The 15,903-nt window shown below is 63.1% G+C and carries 17 protein-coding genes; 9 read left to right on the plus strand and 8 right to left on the minus strand.

Going from position 1 to position 15,903, the window contains the following annotated elements:
• Positions 1 to 5 precede the first annotated feature (5 nt).
• The 5 genes from ACNAOU_RS10555 to ACNAOU_RS10575 form a co-directional block, all read right to left on the minus strand.
• Complete coding sequence (locus tag ACNAOU_RS10555; RefSeq protein WP_018777514.1) at positions 6 to 626, minus strand: L-threonylcarbamoyladenylate synthase; 621 nt, start codon at positions 624 to 626, stop codon at positions 6 to 8.
• A 20-nt stretch (positions 627 to 646) separates the two neighbouring features.
• On the minus strand, positions 647 to 1,519 hold the full coding sequence (locus tag ACNAOU_RS10560; protein WP_422758621.1) for an ABC transporter permease: 873 nt from the start codon (positions 1,517 to 1,519) through the stop codon (positions 647 to 649).
• A complete protein-coding gene (locus ACNAOU_RS10565; protein WP_422758678.1) occupies positions 1,503 to 2,468 on the minus strand; it encodes an ABC transporter ATP-binding protein in 966 nt (321 codons plus the stop codon). The genes ACNAOU_RS10560 and ACNAOU_RS10565 overlap by 17 nt, the downstream gene beginning before the upstream one ends.
• A gap of 38 nt (positions 2,469 to 2,506) precedes the next feature.
• Positions 2,507 to 3,649, minus strand: coding sequence for a LolA family protein (locus ACNAOU_RS10570; protein WP_422758622.1), 1,143 nt, complete (start codon positions 3,647 to 3,649; stop codon positions 2,507 to 2,509).
• 74 nt (positions 3,650 to 3,723) lie between these two features.
• On the minus strand, positions 3,724 to 4,662 hold the full coding sequence (locus ACNAOU_RS10575; RefSeq protein WP_422758679.1) for an N-acetylglucosamine kinase: 939 nt from the start codon (positions 4,660 to 4,662) through the stop codon (positions 3,724 to 3,726).
• A 95-nt stretch (positions 4,663 to 4,757) separates the two neighbouring features.
• Between ACNAOU_RS10575 and ACNAOU_RS10580 the strand changes: the two genes are divergently transcribed.
• From ACNAOU_RS10580 to ACNAOU_RS10605, 6 genes are all read left to right on the plus strand, one after another.
• Positions 4,758 to 5,480, plus strand: coding sequence for a GntR family transcriptional regulator (locus ACNAOU_RS10580; protein WP_018777519.1), 723 nt, complete (start codon positions 4,758 to 4,760; stop codon positions 5,478 to 5,480).
• A 1-nt stretch (position 5,481) separates the two neighbouring features.
• On the plus strand, positions 5,482 to 6,276 hold the full coding sequence (locus tag ACNAOU_RS10585) for an IclR family transcriptional regulator (RefSeq protein ID WP_422758623.1): 795 nt from the start codon (positions 5,482 to 5,484) through the stop codon (positions 6,274 to 6,276).
• Between the two features lie 228 nt (positions 6,277 to 6,504).
• A complete protein-coding gene (locus ACNAOU_RS10590; RefSeq protein WP_055975638.1) occupies positions 6,505 to 7,290 on the plus strand; it encodes an SDR family NAD(P)-dependent oxidoreductase in 786 nt (261 codons plus the stop codon).
• A 50-nt stretch (positions 7,291 to 7,340) separates the two neighbouring features.
• Positions 7,341 to 9,005 carry an FAD-dependent oxidoreductase gene (locus ACNAOU_RS10595; RefSeq protein WP_039241169.1) on the plus strand — a complete coding sequence of 555 codons (1,665 nt, stop codon included), beginning with the start codon at positions 7,341 to 7,343 and terminating at the stop codon, positions 9,003 to 9,005.
• The gene (locus tag ACNAOU_RS10600; protein ID WP_018777523.1) at positions 9,002 to 9,292 is read left to right on the plus strand and encodes a Dabb family protein; all 291 of its coding nucleotides are present in this window, start codon (positions 9,002 to 9,004) and stop codon (positions 9,290 to 9,292) included. The genes ACNAOU_RS10595 and ACNAOU_RS10600 overlap by 4 nt, the downstream gene beginning before the upstream one ends.
• 35 nt (positions 9,293 to 9,327) lie before the next feature.
• On the plus strand, positions 9,328 to 10,668 hold the full coding sequence (locus ACNAOU_RS10605) for an MFS transporter (protein ID WP_422758624.1): 1,341 nt from the start codon (positions 9,328 to 9,330) through the stop codon (positions 10,666 to 10,668).
• On the opposite strand, the gene ACNAOU_RS10610 is transcribed toward ACNAOU_RS10605, so the two are convergent.
• The 3 genes from ACNAOU_RS10610 to kynA are packed head-to-tail and all read right to left on the minus strand — an operon-like array spanning position 10,655 to position 13,667.
• Positions 10,655 to 11,515, minus strand: coding sequence for a PaaX family transcriptional regulator C-terminal domain-containing protein (locus tag ACNAOU_RS10610; protein WP_018777525.1), 861 nt, complete (start codon positions 11,513 to 11,515; stop codon positions 10,655 to 10,657). The genes ACNAOU_RS10605 and ACNAOU_RS10610 overlap by 14 nt on opposite strands.
• A gap of 7 nt (positions 11,516 to 11,522) precedes the next feature.
• On the minus strand, positions 11,523 to 12,749 hold the full coding sequence (locus ACNAOU_RS10615; RefSeq protein ID WP_422758625.1) for a kynureninase: 1,227 nt from the start codon (positions 12,747 to 12,749) through the stop codon (positions 11,523 to 11,525).
• A gap of 48 nt (positions 12,750 to 12,797) precedes the next feature.
• Positions 12,798 to 13,667, minus strand: coding sequence for a tryptophan 2,3-dioxygenase (gene kynA, locus ACNAOU_RS10620; RefSeq protein WP_018777527.1), 870 nt, complete (start codon positions 13,665 to 13,667; stop codon positions 12,798 to 12,800).
• A 114-nt stretch (positions 13,668 to 13,781) separates the two neighbouring features.
• On the opposite strand from kynA, the gene ACNAOU_RS10625 reads away from it, so the two are divergent.
• The 3 genes from ACNAOU_RS10625 to ACNAOU_RS10635 all read left to right on the plus strand — a co-directional run bounded on the left by ACNAOU_RS10625 (position 13,782) and on the right by ACNAOU_RS10635 (position 15,902).
• Positions 13,782 to 14,300 (plus strand): HAD domain-containing protein, encoded by a 519-nt coding sequence (locus tag ACNAOU_RS10625; protein WP_039241178.1) that lies wholly within the window; start codon positions 13,782 to 13,784, stop codon positions 14,298 to 14,300.
• Between the two features lie 178 nt (positions 14,301 to 14,478).
• Complete coding sequence (locus ACNAOU_RS10630) at positions 14,479 to 15,684, plus strand: inorganic phosphate transporter (protein ID WP_018777529.1); 1,206 nt, start codon at positions 14,479 to 14,481, stop codon at positions 15,682 to 15,684.
• Entirely contained in the window at positions 15,681 to 15,902 is a 222-nt protein-coding gene (locus ACNAOU_RS10635) for a hypothetical protein (RefSeq protein ID WP_018777530.1), read from the plus strand. The genes ACNAOU_RS10630 and ACNAOU_RS10635 overlap by 4 nt, the downstream gene beginning before the upstream one ends.
• Position 15,903 lies beyond the last annotated feature (1 nt).

Raw genomic sequence — 15,903 nt, forward strand, 5'->3', positions numbered from 1 at the left:
GACCGTTATTCGAAGCGGGAAGGATCGCCCGTACCGCGCCGTACCACCTCGGCCACCCCGCTCGAAAAGTCGATCACCGTGGTTGGTTCCGAACCTGTGTCTCCGGCATCGATCACGCCGTCCACCTGGTTGTCCAAACGCTCCTTGATTTCCCAGCCCTGGGTCAACGGTTCTTCCTCATCCGGCAGCAGGAGCGTGCTGGACAGCAGAGGCTCTCCCAATTCGGCGAGAAGTGCCTGCACCACCTTGTGGTCCGGGATGCGGACGCCGACTGTTTTCTTCTTGGGGTGCAGAAGCCGCTTCGGAACCTCCCGGGTGGCCGGAAGGATGAACGTGTAGCTGCCGGGGGTTACAGCTTTGATGCTCCTGAAGATGTCGTTGTCCAGCATGACGAACTGGCCCATCTGGGCGAAGTCCTTGCAGACCAGAGTGAAGTGGTGTTTGCCGTCCAGATGCCGGATGGTGCGTATCCGGTCCAGCGCTTCCCTGTTTCCGATCTGGGCGCCCAAGGCATAGCAGGAGTCGGTAGGGTAGGCGATCAAGCCGCCGTCCCGCAGCATATTGACCACTTGGCCGATGGCGCGTGGTTGAGGGTCTTCCGGGTGCACATCAAAGAATCTGGCCATGCAAAGAGCCTACGACAAAGCTACGACAACACGTCCTTGTTGGAGAATTTCGCATACGCCAAGGCGCCGCACACCACTATGTAGCCGGACTGCAGCAGCGCGTTCGCACCAAACGATGTCCAGGCGATGGGCTGCCTGAGCAGATCAGCGAAGTCCAGCCAGTGGTGGCTGAAAAGCCACGGATGCAGCCACTCCAGCTGTGGCAGGTTGTCGAGGACCTGCGACACGACGGACAGGACAATCGTGGCTGCCATGGCACCAACAGGCGCATCGGTGAAGGTCGAGATCAAAAGGCCGATCGCCCCCAACCCCATCAGGGACACCGTGATGTAGGCAGCGATCAGCAGCGACCGCAGTACGGAATCGCCCACGCTGACGGTGTCGCCGGACAGCAGGGTGACCGGCCCCACGGGAAAGAGGACGACGCCGGCCAGGGTGCCTGACGCTGCCACAGTTGCCGTCGCGGCACAACAGAAGGCGACCGTTCCCGCGTACTTGACCAACAGCAGGCGAATGCGCCCCGCAGGTGCCAACAGCAGGTACCGCAAGGTTCCGAGGTTCGCTTCCCCTGCGATCGTGTCTCCTGCCACCACACCTATGGTGAGGGGAAGGAACAATGGCACGCATACCACCAGCGCCGTGACCGCCACGAAGAGCCCGTTTTGGGTGATTCTGTCCAGGAACAGCGGGCCGCGGCCAGGAGTTGCGGGCCTCGACGACAACCTCACCGCGACTGCAATCAGCATGGGCACGACGGCCAACGCGACCAGCATGGCCCATGTGCGGAGCCTGCGGAAGAGTACCGACAGTTCAGAGGCAAGGAGTGCCCACCCTGCCCCGGACCGCTCGGTGGCAGATGGAATACCAGCAGCGGTTTCAGCCGGCAACGTCAAACCCCTCTCCAGTAAGGGACACGAACCGTTCTTCCAGGCTTGCGTGCCCAACAGTGAATCCGCGGACGCGCACGCCTCCTGCAACCAGCGCGGCCACAATCGTCTCCGGGGCCATGCCGTTGAGTCCGGTGCCTATCAGCGTGTCGTCGCCCCTGCCTGTCGCATCACTTGGGACCACACCAAGGCGGGACAGGACGCCTACGGCCACGCCGACGTCGGGTGTGTGGATCAGGACGTGCGACTCCCCGGAGGAGCGCAGCTCATCCAGTGGCCCTTGGGCCACCAGTTTTCCCGCGCTCATAATGCCCGCGTGCGTGCACATCTGCTCGACCTCGGCCAACAGGTGGCTCGAGACAAAGACCGTCGTGCCACCTGCGGCAAGAGAACGAACCAGGGCGCGCACTTCGCGCGTCCCTTGGGGGTCAAGTCCGTTGGTCGGTTCATCGAGGACAAGCAGTTCACGGGGACGCAGCATCGCGTTGGCCAGGCCGAGGCGCTGTTTCATGCCTAATGAGTAGGCGCGGACCTTCTTTCCGGCAGCATGGCCGAGCCCCACACGGTCCAGGGCCTCGTGGGCACGTTGCCGCCTGGTGGCTGAGGGTGCGTGGCGGTCGGCCGAGTCCAGGCGCATCAGGTTTGCCTCGCCGGTGAGGAACGGATAGAAACCGGGGCCCTCAACCAAGGCGCCCACGTGCGGCAACACGGAGGTCAAGGATTGTGGCATCTCCTTGCCCAAAACGCTGATGTCGCCGCTGTTCGCCGTGGCGAGGCCAAGCAACAACCGGATGGTGGTGGTCTTTCCCGAGCCGTTAGGCCCCAGGAAGCCGTAGACCGCCCCCTGGGGAACGGCCAGATCAATGCCGTCGACGGCGGCGCGGCGGCCGAAGCGCTTCACCAGTCCACGTGTTTCGATGGCAAGATTGTCGCCGGTGCCTGGATGGCTTGCCAGGACGGCAGGGCCGGTCAGCGGGCTGGTCGCTGGGTCGGTCACGGGGCGGGGACGTTTAACTGTTGGGCGACTGCCTGAAGCCGCTCCAACGGCACCATGCCCGCATAGACGCGGCCGTCGTCGAGAATCAGCACGCTGATCACCGATGTCGTCAGTGCGCGGCCGCCCGGAACAGCTTGGAGCGCTTGCGTGAGTTGCGGGCTGGCGGTGAGCCCGGCCGGAGCGGTTCCCGCCGGGAGGGAGATCACGGCGTCCCAGCCGGCGCCTGTAACCGTTGCACCATGATGTGGCTGGGTCGGATGTGTATGGGTCGGTTGCGGCTGGGTCGTTGGTCCGGAGGGCGCAGGCAGTGTCATGGAAGGAATGGGTGCTGCGGGGATCGTCTTTTCGCTGACCGATGCGCCCTGCGGCGGTACGAATTCAAACAGCGAGGCGTCCGGGACAGTCAGGTCCAGCTGCGTGTACTCCAGTGAATAGGCGGGCTCGGCCTGCCCTTTGGCCCTCAGTTCGACACCGAGGGGGAAGCCGGTTTCGGCATCCACATCAATCGCCACAGCGTCCACCAAGGTGCCAGCCGTGCGGGGTTTCAGGAGGAGTTTGTAGGCGCTGCGCCCGGCCACCGAGGACGAATTCCCGACGCTTACTTCAGTGCTGGCGTCAATGGCTGTCAGGAAGCGCGACGCTAAAGCCTCGGGAGTGGGGAAGGTGGGGCGCGGTGATTCTGGTACCCGGGACTCGGTGGGTGCTCCCACCGGTGGACGGGGGATGCTCACATGCGTAGCACTGTTGTCCGAGGAGTCATAGAACCACGCGTCCTCGCCGTTCAGTACAAGATCGCGCTCGGCCATCCGGTCCAGGATCTGTACGCGTGCTTTGGAAGGATCATCAATGTAGACCCTCGCAGTGTGCGAGCCTGTCAGGAACTCCAAAGCGGAGGCGGTTCCGGGCGCAACCCCGGGGCCGGCCGCTGGAACTTCGGGAAGTCCCAGTTCGGCAGTTTGTTCCAGTGTTCCGGACAGCTCCCGGACCTGGGTGCGCGCGATCATGGCCAGGATCTCGTCTGCGGTTTTGGGTGGCAGGGAGCCGCTTGCGCCCGCTTGGACTGCACCAAACAGCACGGCCATGCCCATGGCAAGGCTTATCAGGAGCGCCGGCAGCCACCGCCGCCTGGCCCGGGTCATTGCTACCGGCCACCGCACATCAAAGGCATGAGTCCAGATTACTCCCGTTGGCCGTCGGGATCACTCGTGGTTCGTTACTGCTGGATCAGTTGCCGTGCAAGTTTGACTGCGCCGAAAACGGGGGCTTGGGGGAGTATCCGGACCAACGACGGATCCTCCAAGGACACTTTGCGCGCTACAGCCGCAGCGAGTTGGTCCTGGTTGACCAGCAAAGCGCCGGCCATCACCAAGGGAAGATCCAATCCGAGTTCGCCCAGTACTTGCCTGGCCAAGGACGCCAGGGAGTGGGCTGCCTCGGCCTGGATCCGCAACGCCGCAGGGTCGCCGTCCTGCGCCATCTCAAGGACGAGCGGGGCCAGTCCAGCCCAATGGTCGGGTTCCGGCTTTGCATAGAAGAAGTCCATGAGCTGCAGGGCGTCCACACTGGCCGTGGCTGCCATCAACGATTGGACCAGCGGGCCCGGTTCAAGTCCTGCGTAGTACTCCCGTAAGGCCTCGCGAACGGCGTCCCGGACTACCGAGTATCCACCACCCTCGTCGCCGAGGAGATAGCCGTATCCTCCACTGCGGGCTTCCCGTCCCTCACGGTTCCTGCCCCAGGCCACAGAGCCGGTTCCGGCCACCAGGACCACGCCTGCTTCGAGACCGGCCGCGGCGAGGATGATGCGTGTGTCATGGACCACCTCGATTTTGGCACCGGGAAAATGTTCCGAGAGGAGGGCCGACAGAACGGCCCGGCTCGCAGGGGTGTCGGCGCCGGCCGCTCCCGCACAGACTGCTGCGACACTACCGCCCACACGTGCCGCAATCCGCCGCAGCACTGCGTCCGCGCCCTGGTGCCCCACGGAAGACAGGTTTGCACGTGCTTCGGTGATCTCCATGCGGGCATCATTGTCCGCCCCGGAGAAGCGGGTGTCGTCGGCGAGAACCGCGTGGGTTTTCGAACCGCCGATGTGGAGCCCGAGGACAACCGGGGCAGCGTTTGTGGCGCTGTTGCTCCCGGACTGCTGCATTTCCTCCAAGTGACATCCCTTCGTCTCACGCCAAGTTTGGCACTCCGCCTAGATTGGCATAGACCAATCCCCTTGTCTACAGGTAGTTTGTCCGTATGTCCGCTGATACAGCTCCGGCAACACCCAAGTACTACATGGTCAAGACCGAAATCCTTGCCCGCATCACGGGGTTGAAGCCCGGTACCCTCATTCCCACCGAGAGGGCTCTTGCGCAGACGTATGCAACGTCCCGCACCACGGTGCGCCTGGCCATCAGTGAGCTTGTTGCCGAGGGGAAGCTGGGGAGGATCCAGGGGCATGGCACTTTTGTCGCACCCCCCAAGGTGACCCATGTGCGGCAGTTGACCTCATTTTCCGACGACGCCCGGATGCAGGGACTGAAACCTGGTTCGACGCTGGTGGCCCTGGATGTCACCAAGGCCAGCCAGGAGGTCGCTGCGCACCTCGGGCTCGCGGAGGGTGGCTTGGTAACCAGACTGGAACGCATCAGGCTGATCGATGGTGCACCACTGGCCCATGAGGTCGCATGGCTTCCGGGAAGGCTTCCACGGTTCAAGGCCAGCCTTGCCAAGGCGGGTTCGCTGTATGCCGCTCTCCGGGACACTTACGGGATAAGCATTGCCGAGGTCGAGGATACGGTGGAAACTGCGTTGGCCGGCCCGGGTGACGCCCGGATATTGGGGATTGAAATGGGGGCCCCTCTTCTGGTGGTCAACAGGCTGGCGCGCGACGGGAAAGGGGCGCCCGTTGAGTGGACTCACAGTACCTTCCGCGGTGACCGGTTCAGGTTTGTCTCGCGCGTGAAATCAGGGGAATAGCGTGGCCAACCCGACTTCCGGCGAGTCCGTCATCCGTCGGGTTGTCCGGCTTGTCGGCGCGTTCGACGACTCCCATCGGACCATGAGCGTCGCCACGCTGGCCCGCCGCTCGGGGCTGCCCGTAACCACCACCTACCGCTTGGTGGACGAGATGCTTGCCGAGGGCCTTCTTGAACGGGAAGCCAATGCCGAGGTCCGCATTGGCACGAGGTTGTGGGAGCTTGTGTCCAGAAGCTCCCGGATGGTTGGCCTGCGTGAGGCCGCGCTGCCCTTCATGGAAGACGTGCAGTCTGTGGTCCGGCATTCAACAACGCTGGGAATTTTGGAGTCCGATGAAGTCCTTTACATCGAGCGGATTGGTTTCAGGGATTCGATGGTGGACATCACCAAGGTGGCCGGACGTCTGCCCGTGCACGGCACATCCTCCGGGCTTGTCCTGCTGGCGTATTCCTCAGCCGCCTATCAGGAGCTCTTCCTCTCCCGGACGCTTGAAAAGTTCACTGACGCCACGCTGACCGATCCAGCCGAACTGCGCCGCCACCTGGCAGCGATCCGCCAGCGGGGATTCGCGTCCATGCCTGGGATCATCGTGCCGGAGTCGAGTGGGATCGCCGTGCCTGTCTTCGACCGCACCAACGCCGTCGTGGCGGCCTTGAGTGTGGTGGTGCCCAGGAATGAAGAAAACGCCGCCGTCCGTGTGCCCGTTTTAATGACGGCAGCAAGGGGTATTTCGCGTGCCCTCGGTTGGCGCGGCGAACTCAAGGGCGCTCTTCGCCAAAGCAACGGAAGCATCTGATTCCCGTTCATCGGTAACGCTGTGGCTCTACTCACAGGGCCGCTGGCAAAGTGGAGGACACAGCAGGGCACTGCGGACAGGACCACCGTCCGGAGCCATCCAAGAGGACTCAGACCCTCACGGCATTTCGCCCAAGTTCACGATCAGCCCCTTGAGGCTCTCTTCCGTGCTGCCCTGCGCCGCAGTGATGTTTGAACGCCGCAATGCCGCGGCAGGAGGAGTTTGATCATGGATTCAGAAAGACGCGGAAAGCCGGCCGATGCGGCCCGGCGCGTGGCCGGGAAAGTGGCCGTGGTTACCGGCGGCAGGGGCGACCTGGGGAGCGCGACTGCCCGGCTGTTGGCGGACCATGGAGCCTTGGTGGCGTCGTTGGACCGCGCCGGGGCACCGTCCGGAGGCGGCCGCCCGGGCATCACCGAATACGACGTCGATGTCACCGATGAGTCCAGCGTCGCATCAGCGATCGGGAGACTCAGCAAAGAACTCGGCACCCCGGACATCCTGGTCAACGCGGCCGGAATAATCGGTGCCGCCGGAGCAAGCCACACCGCCTCCATGGATGACTTCAATGCCATCTTTGACGTCAACGTCAAGGGGGTTTGGCTCATGACCAAATACATCGTTCCGGGGATGATCGAAAAGCAGTCCGGGAGCATCATCAACTTTTCGTCCATTCATGGACTAACAGGTGGAAGCAACGTGCCCCTCTACCACGCAACGAAGGGTGCCGTCCGGCTCCTCAGCAAGTCCGACGCCGCTACCTACGGAATTCACGGTGTCCGCGTGAACTCGATACACCCCGGTTCCATGAACACCAGGATGAGCCGCCGTTCAGCGGAACAGTCCGCGATCGGGGCAGAGGCCTACTACCGGCAATTGGTCGGCAACAGCCCCCTCCCCAGGCAGGGGGAACCGGACGAAATCGCCTACGGCGTTCTTTACCTTGCCTGCGATGAGTCCCGCTTCACCACGGGATCCGAGCTGGTGATCGACGGCGGCTACACCGCTGTCTGAGCCCAAGCATCCGCAACTGAACCACAATTCCCCTCTGAAAGGCATTCTTCGTGAAATTTCTCAACGGCACACAGGCCGGTACCTACGACGTCGTCGTCGTCGGCTCTGGCGCAGGGGCACTGACAGCAGCGGCCACCGCCGCACGGGCGGGCAAGTCCGTCGTCGTGCTCGAAAAGACCGAACTTCTCGGCGGAACCACTGCCGTCTCGGGCGGCATGCTCTGGGTGGCTGACAACCACCATGCCCGCCAAGCGGGCCTGGACGACTCCAAGGAAGCGGCCGCCCGGTACATCCGGGCCGTGGCGCGTGGACGCAGCCGCGAAGAGCTCCTGGACGCTGCCCTTGATTTTGGAGACACCATGCTCCGTTTTGCCGAGGAAGAATGCGGGCTGCGCTTCATCTTCCTGGATAACTTTCCGGACTACCGCCAGGACCTACCCGGTTCCGTTGAAGGCGGGCGCACTGTTGAACCTGAACTATTCAATATCCGGGAGGCACTCGGCGACCTCGCCCGCCACGTCCGCTCCGATGGCAGGGCACCGTTCACTATGCAGGAGTATGAGAACTGGGGCGCCTTCACCAAATTTCCGTGGGCTCAACTCAACCGGCGCCAGGACCAAGGGCTCGTGGCCAAGGGGCACGCCTTGATTGGCATGCTGCTCGCAAGCCTGGTCCGGGACGGCGCTGCGCTGGTGGTTGGCGCCCGTGGTCAACGATTGCTGCTCGACGGCGGCCGGGTCGCGGGCGTCGAACTCGAATCGGGAGAAACGTTCCTTGCCAACGATGGTGTCGTACTGGCTACCGGCGGATTCGAATGGGACAAGGCCCTGGCCGATTCGTTGCTGGCCTCGCGCCTCTACATTATGTGCTCACCGCCCTCCAACACAGGCGACGGGCTCAGGATGGCACAACGCATCGGGGCACAGACCCGCGGAACCCGCGAAGCCTGGTGGGCCCCCATGTCAATAACGGGAGACACCCGGGACGGGGCACCCGTGGGCACACTGCTGAGGTTCGAACGGCAAGGGCCCGGCTCGCTCATGGTCAACCGGCACGGACGCCGCTTCGCCAACGAGTCACAGAACTACAACGACCTTGCGCGCTGCCTTCAGTCCTGGGATTCGCCCAACAACCAGACCTTGAATACACCGGCACATGTGGTCTTCGACCACGCCTACTTGGAGCGCTACGGCGTCCTTGCACACCGGGCCGGCCAGCCCACGCCCGAATACCTCGTGGAAGCACCCACGCTGGAGGGACTGGCCGCAAAGATCGGTGTTCCTGCCGGGGAACTGAGGGCTACGGTCAGCCGCTTCAACGAATTCGCCGTCAAAGGCGAGGACCCGGACTTCGGCCGGGGTGAAAGCGCCTACGACAAGTACTGGGGCGACGACGACTGCCCTTGGCCCAACCCATCGCTCGGCCCGCTGGTGACCGGCCCGTTTTACGCGATGGAAGTGGTCAATGGTGCCTTTGGGAGCAATGGAGGCATAGCCACGGACGGACGGGCACGCGTCCTGGACGTCGACGGACAACCCATTCCGGGCCTTTTCGCTGCCGGTAACACCACCGAAAATGCCTACGCCGCTGGGTACCCGGGTGCCGGTGCCACCCTGGGGCCCATCATGACCATGGGGTACCTGGCGGGCCGGACCATTGCGGGCCAACCGGCCGAATACGCGGGTGAAAGCGTCATGACAGGGGTGGAAGCATGATCCGCCATGCAGTGCTGTTCAAGTTCAAGCCGGATTTTCCCACAGCCGACAAAGCCGCGTGGATGGCGGGACTGGATGCCATGGACGGCAACATTCCCGGCCTCCTGAAACTGACCCACGGCGCTGACATCTTGCAGCAGGAACGCTCCTTCGACTACGCGATCGTTGCCGACTTCGCCGCGGCGGAAGACATCGAGGTCTACAACACACACCCGCTGCACGAGCCCCTCAAGAAGTATTCGTTTCCCAACAGCGAACACATCATCGCCGTCGATTTCCACCTCTGAATCAACGCCTGGACGCCGTTCAAAGGAGAACAGCCATGCATACAACTGCCACGCAGCCAACGACGCTGCGCAAAACCCGCGGAAAAGCCGCTTTGGCCTCGTTTCTGGGAAGCACCCTCGAGTACTACGACTTTTTCATCTACGGCTCAGCCGCTGCACTGGTCTTCGGCCCGCTGTTCTTCCCTTCCGATGATCCCGCAGTTGGCCTGATCGGGGCTTTCGCCACGTTTGGCGTGGCCTACGTGGCACGGCCGGTCGGCGGCCTGGTCATGGGACATTTCGGTGACAAGCTGGGCCGGAAGAGGATCCTGCTCATCACCCTGGCCGTGATGGGACTGTCGTCCCTTGGCATCGGGTTCCTGCCGGGTTACAGCCAGATCGGCGTCTGGGCTCCGGTTCTCCTGGTCATTGGCCGCCTGGCACAGGGTTTCTCCGCAGGGGCAGAATCGGCAGGCGCGTCCACCTTGACCCTGGAGCATTCACCGGAAGGGCGACGTGGCTTCTTTACCAGCTTCGTCATGACCGGCTATGCCTCCGGCATGGTGCTCGCGACGATTGTCTTTATTCCTGTGTCCGCTCTGCCCACTGAGGCGCTGATGAGTTGGGGTTGGCGCATCCCTTTCTGGTTGTCCATTGTGGTGCTGGGCATCGCCTACTGGGTGCGTACGCACCTGGATGAGACTCCGATCTTTGAAGAAGCAAAGGACCGCAAGGCTGTGGCTCCTTTGCCGTTGCGGGAAGTCCTGCGTTTCCAATCTGCGGATGTGGTGAGGGTGATCGGCATGTCCATCATGTCAGTGATGCAGACGATCTTCACGGTCTTCGGTTTGTCCTACGCCACCGGTGCGGCAGGGTTCGACAAGGCACCCATCCTCACTGTGAATGCGGTAGCCATTGGCCTGTCCATGTTCGTGATGCCCCTGACTGCGAAACTCTCCGACAGGTTGGGACGCAGGCCGCTGCTACTGACTGCGGCCATCGGCTGCTCGGTGACGATTTTCGCCTACTTCGCGGCTTTGTCCACGGGCAACATCTTCCTGGTCTTCGCCGCAGCGTTCATCAACATGACGTTGCTTTACTCCTGCTTCAACGGGATCTGGCCTGCCTACTTTGCCGAACTGTTCGCGGCACCGGTCCGGTATTCGGGCATGGCTTTGGGGAACCAGTTGGGTTTGGTGGTGGCTGGGTTTGCTCCCCTCATCGCAGGACTGCTCCTGGGCAAGGGCCACGACGGCTGGCTTCCCGTAGCGGGTTTCGCGGTACTGTGCATGGCCATCGCCGGAGTTTCCGCCTTCTTCTCCCGGGAAACGGCCAGGACTCCCATAGGAGAGCTGGGGGAGCCCTACTGGCGGGGAACTGCTGTCAGGAAGCCGTGACCGTCACGGTGTCCTGGAGGGAACGCCGGACGAACTCCGAGCTGGGTTCCGCATAAGCTGCGAGGATCCGTTTGAACAACTCGGCACCTTCGGCCCCGGGCCAGTCGGCGGGCAGGAATGCCTGCGGCAACCCGGGGTCGAGGTAGGGAATGATGCGCCACCGGTCGATGCACCGGACGTAGGCAGCGAAGGCGGAGGCGCCGGATTCGACTTCCGGTGCGGCATCAATGACCGCTGCTGCGTGTTCACGGATGAAATCCCTATGGAGTTCAGCAACTGCTTCCAAGTCCCACCATTTGGACGCCGCTTCCCGGAGGCTGCCGCCCACCATGGGTGTACCGGCCACGAAGACTGTGGTTACGTTGCGCAGCCCCAGGTCCGACAGTATTTCCTCCACTTCCACCCGGAGGGAATCCGGGCAGATCCACAGGCCGGCGGCCACTGTCCCGCAGCCGATCCAGTGCAATCTGCGCCGCAGTTGATGACGTTTCTCACGTTCGGTCTCAGGGATCGAAAACGAAATCAGGCACCAGGGATCCGTGGGCGACATGGTCCGCGGGTTGTAGATCCGCCGATCGCCCCGGGCAAGCATGGTGGCCGCACCTTCTGTCAGGGTGAAGCCTGGAACGCCCTCCCGGTTCTCCTGCACGAGCACGTCCTTCTTCCGCAAGCGGCCCAGTGCCGTCCGCGTGACTGTTCCCGATGTCCCCAGGGCGTCCATGAGCAACACAATGTCCTTGGTGGACATCCATCCGCCCGCGTCGCGCAAGTACAGGCCGATGACGGTGCGCAGCAATGAGGTTGTGCTCCCTGGACGGGAGTCCATGTCATCGAGGACGGCGCTCATTCCCGGCTCACCGCAATTCGGCGAGGGCGTCGCGGATAGCTGCCACTCCCAGCTCAACCTCGGCGTAGCTGGTGCTGAGCGGGGAGAGGCCGATGCGGAGGCCGTGCGGGGGGCGGAAGTCGGGGATGACTCCCTTTTCCCATAGCTTGGCTGTGACGTCGGCGAAGAGCGGGTGGTCCACGGTGATGTGAGAACCGCGTTCTGCCGGGTCCCGGGGGCTGACAATCTCTGCTCCGAGCGGGACCAGGAGTTCCTCGGACAACGCGATGGCGTACTCCGTGAGTTTGATGGACTTCTCCCGTATGGCGTCCATTCCCACAGTGGCGATAAGTTCGACCATGTCCTTGAGGGGTTGCATGGCCAGGACCGGGGGTGTGCCGGTTATGAAGCGGCGGATGCCCTGCGCCGGACGGTAGGCCTCGGTCATGCCGAAGGGGTTGTCGGCGCCCATCCAGCCCCAGATGGGCTGCTGCAGGCGGTCCTGCTGCGAGGAGTTGACGTAAGCGAAGGCAGGGGAGCCGGGTCCGCCGTTGAGGTACTTGTAGGTGCAGCCGACGGCAAGGTCCACGCCCCACGCATCCAGTTCCATGGGTACGGAGCCCACAGAGTGGCAGAGGTCCCAGAGCATGAGGGCACCGGCTTGGTGCACCGTGGCGGTGATTCCCTTAGCGTCCGCCAGGAACCCTGAGCGGTAGGCGACATGGCTGAGGACCACGACGGCGGTCCGCTCACCGAGGAGCCCGTCGAGGTCCGCGGCGCGGACGCCGCTGGCGGGGTTGGCCGCGATCCATTTGATCGTTGCCCCGCGTTCCTTGGCGATCCCTTCGATGATGAAGCGGTCAGTAGGAAAGTTGTCACGGTCGATGATGATCTCGTCGCGGCCTGGCTGAGCGTCGACAGCGGCGCGGATCATCTTGTAGAGCATTACGGAGGTGGAGTCACCCACCATGGTCTGGCCTGGGGCCGCTCCGAGGGTCACTTCGCCGATGCGGTCGCCCACAGCGGTGGGCTCGTCCATCCATTGTTCGTCCCAGCCGCGGATGAGGCGGCTGCCCCAGGCGTCGTGGACGAAGGAGGCGAGGTTCGCCGCTGTTGCCTTCAGGGGGCGTCCGAGCGAGTTGCCGTCCAGGTACGAGGTGAGCTGATCGGCGTCGGGGGCGTAAAAGGCCTCACGCTGGGCGGCGAGGGGATCAGCGGCGTCCAGTTCGGCCGACGTCTGCAGTGGGGTGGTCATGGCTTCTCCTGCGGAAGGTCTGGGCGGCGCTGCCCGGGGGTGGTGTGCTTAGTTGCCGATTTCGGTGCGGACGGCGTAGAGCTCGGGGAAGAACGTCAGGTCCAGGGCGCGTTTGAGGAAGTCCACGCCGGAGGATCCGCCGGTACCGACCTTGAAGCCGATGGTGCGTTGGACGGTCCGGAGGTGACGGAAGCGCCAGGCCTGGAAGTTGTCTTCGATGTCCACAAGGTCCTCGCAGGCTTCGTAGAGTCCCCACTGAGTGTCATCCGATTCGTAGATCTTCTGGAAGATGGGAACCAGATCCTTGCGGAAGATCCACGGCTCGCTCGTGTCACGGTTCAGGATGTCCGCCGGGATGTCATAGCCGGCACGGGAAAGGACCCCGAGGAACGCGTCGTACAGCGTGGGCTCCTCCAGGAGGGTGCTCAGCAGGGCGTGGGCTTCGGGTTCGCTTTCAAAGACGCGCAGCATCCCGCGGTTCTTGTTGCCCAGCAGGAACTCGACCCCGCGATATTGGTAGGACTGGAAGCCTGAGGAGCTGCCCAGGAACCCGCGGAACTGGGCGTACTCGCGCGGCGTAAGGGTGCCCAGGACGGACCACTGCTCCGTCATCGTGCGCTGGATTGCCTTCACGCGGGCGATGCATTTGAGCGCTTTGCCGAGGTTGTCAGCGTCGAAAAGCCGCCTGGCCTCCAACAACTCGTGCAGCACCAGCTTCAGCCAGAGTTCGCTGGTCTGGTGCTGGATGATGAACAGCAATTCGTCGTGGTGTTCCGGCTTGCTGAGCGGGTGCTGGGAACTAAGCAAACGATCAAGGTCCAGATACCCGCCGTAGGACATGGCGTGCCTGAAATCGGTGCGGACGGTGTCCTCGATGTCGCGGACGCTCTGGGCGGAGTGGACTGGGGGCTTTTCCATGACTCGAGATTATCACTTCCATGACGCACGTCAAGAGAATGATTATCGGCTCGCTGCATCCGAACAAACCCCGTTCCCGTAGGCTGGCTTCCATCTATTGGGGAGGGGACGATTGTGGATTCCATGGGGGACGCCGTGAGGCCCGTGTCCATCTACCTTGACGTCGACGGCGTGGTGAACCCCTTCAGTCCGATGGGAACCACGGACTGGGGCGGCGAATGGAGCATCGCCGACGCCGGCATCCTGGAGGTTGCCTTTGCGCCTGAAGCCGTGGCCGAGCTCAACGACCTCGCTGAACATCCCTCCGCCAGGTTCGTGTGGCTGACGACGTGGGAGCGCCTCGCGCCGGAGTTCCTGTGCCCCGCTATCGGCCTGAACGGCCAGGACTGGCCGGTACTTTCAAGCCAAGGCTGGGATGAGGGGCCGGAATGGTGGAAGCTGGTAGCCCTGCAGAAGGACCTGGCAGCGACCGGGAGTGAACGTATTATCTGGCTTGACGACCAGCTCAGCCAGGAGTCGGATGCCCGCTCGTGGGCCGAATACCAGCAGGATCGTGTGCTTTGCATCTCACCGGATCCCCGCAAAGGGTTGAGCCGGGGCGAACTCGCGGCCGTGCGCAGGTACCTGGGGTGAACCGGGGATCCCATACGTTTGGCTGCTCAGTGGATGACACGTAGGATTCTTAAGGTTTCAAGCCCGCCAGAGTGAATCCCGCAAGCAGGGTCAGTTGAACAATTGCTGAACTATGCTGTGGATGGCAGGTATGGGGAAGTGAAACTGCTGAACGTCGACTCTGCAGATTGGGCAACAGGTGGATATCACCTTCATGGTCGCGCTGGTAATAGCGTTGGCCCTATTCTTTGACTTCACCAACGGGTTTCACGACACAGCCAATGCGATGGCCACGCCTATCGCTACGGGGGCGATCAAGCCCAAGACGGCCGTTGCCTTGGCCGCGGTACTCAACCTTGTGGGCGCATTCCTGTCCACTGAAGTGGCCAAGACCATTTCCGGTGGCCTGATCCGCGAAGGCTCCGACGGCATCCACATCACTCCTGACATTATCTTTGCCGGGCTGATGGGTGCCGTTCTCTGGAACATGATCACCTGGCTCAAGGGCCTGCCGTCGAGTTCCTCGCATGCGCTTTTCGGCGGTCTGATCGGCGCCGCGGTTGTGGGCATCGGATTCCACTCCATCAACTTCGAAACCGTTCTGCAGAAGGTCATCCTTCCTGCGCTCTTCGCGCCGCTGATCGCTGGCGTGGTGGCGTACATCTGTACCCGCCTGGCCTACGCGCTCACCTCACGGCATGATCCCGAAACCGGCGACAAGCTCACGCAAAAGCGAGGCGGCTTCCGCACGGGCCAGATCTTCACGTCCAGCCTGGTGGCCCTCGCGCACGGTACCAACGACGCGCAGAAAACCATGGGCATCATCACGCTGGTCCTGATCGCCGGGGGCACCCAGACACCTGGCAGCGGACCGCAGTTCTGGGTCATCGCCGCCTGTGCCTTTGCCATTGCCATCGGAACCTACGCCGGTGGCTGGCGCATCATCCGCACCATGGGATCCGGTTTGACCGAGGTCAAGCCCGCCCAGGGTTTCTCAGCTGAAACCAGCACAGCCTCCGCGATCCTTGCTTCCTCGCACCTGGGTTTCGCCCTGTCCACCACGCAGGTTGCCTCCGGCTCCGTCATCGGTTCCGGCCTGGGCCGCAAAGGCACCTCCGTCCGCTGGGGCACCGCAGGCAAGATCGCCTTGGGATGGCTGTTTACCCTCCCGGCATCGGCGATCGTTGGTGCCCTGACCGCCCTGCTTGTTGGGGTCGGCGTCGTGGGTGTCGTGATCGCCGCAGTAGCCGGAACGGCAGCCATCGTCTTCATGTTCGTTGTATCCCGGAAATCGCACGTTGGGCACCACAACGCCGTCGAGGTTGAAGAGGCCGGCCACGCCGTCCGGTTCCGCAAGAAGAAGAAGTCCAGAAAGAACACCCCGAGCAAGGACGTGCAGCGATGAAATGGTTGGAACTGCTGCAGGTAGCCGGCGTTACCCTCCTTGCCGCCGTGACGCTCGTGGTCCTGTACTCCCTGGGCGTGCGGCTTACTGCCATTGCCGGCGACGCCCAGCAGAAGTCCCCGGTCCTGATGCGGTCCCTGGCCTACATTTGCTTTGGCTTCTGCGGGGTGGCCGTCCTGTTCGGCATCTACCTGATTGTTCCGTACTTCGGAAAGTAGC

This window comes from Paenarthrobacter sp. C1 (genome assembly GCF_049315185.1).
Classification (GTDB): Bacteria; Actinomycetota; Actinomycetes; order Actinomycetales; family Micrococcaceae; genus Arthrobacter; species Arthrobacter nicotinovorans.

Coding starts and splice junctions, on each gene's coding strand:
- ACNAOU_RS10555 (WP_018777514.1), bottom strand. CDS start 626: ATGGCCAGATTCTTTGATGTGCACCCGGAAGACCCTCAACCACGCGCC.
- ACNAOU_RS10570 (WP_422758622.1), bottom strand. CDS start 3,649: ATGACCCGGGCCAGGCGGCGGTGGCTGCCGGCGCTCCTGATAAGCCTT.
- ACNAOU_RS10575 (WP_422758679.1), bottom strand. CDS start 4,662: ATGCAGCAGTCCGGGAGCAACAGCGCCACAAACGCTGCCCCGGTTGTC.
- ACNAOU_RS10580 (WP_018777519.1), top strand. CDS start 4,758: ATGTCCGCTGATACAGCTCCGGCAACACCCAAGTACTACATGGTCAAG.
- ACNAOU_RS10590 (WP_055975638.1), top strand. CDS start 6,505: ATGGATTCAGAAAGACGCGGAAAGCCGGCCGATGCGGCCCGGCGCGTG.
- ACNAOU_RS10600 (WP_018777523.1), top strand. CDS start 9,002: ATGATCCGCCATGCAGTGCTGTTCAAGTTCAAGCCGGATTTTCCCACA.
- ACNAOU_RS10605 (WP_422758624.1), top strand. CDS start 9,328: ATGCATACAACTGCCACGCAGCCAACGACGCTGCGCAAAACCCGCGGA.
- ACNAOU_RS10610 (WP_018777525.1), bottom strand. CDS start 11,515: ATGAGCGCCGTCCTCGATGACATGGACTCCCGTCCAGGGAGCACAACC.
- ACNAOU_RS10615 (WP_422758625.1), bottom strand. CDS start 12,749: ATGACCACCCCACTGCAGACGTCGGCCGAACTGGACGCCGCTGATCCC.
- kynA (WP_018777527.1), bottom strand. CDS start 13,667: ATGGAAAAGCCCCCAGTCCACTCCGCCCAGAGCGTCCGCGACATCGAG.
- ACNAOU_RS10635 (WP_018777530.1), top strand. CDS start 15,681: ATGAAATGGTTGGAACTGCTGCAGGTAGCCGGCGTTACCCTCCTTGCC.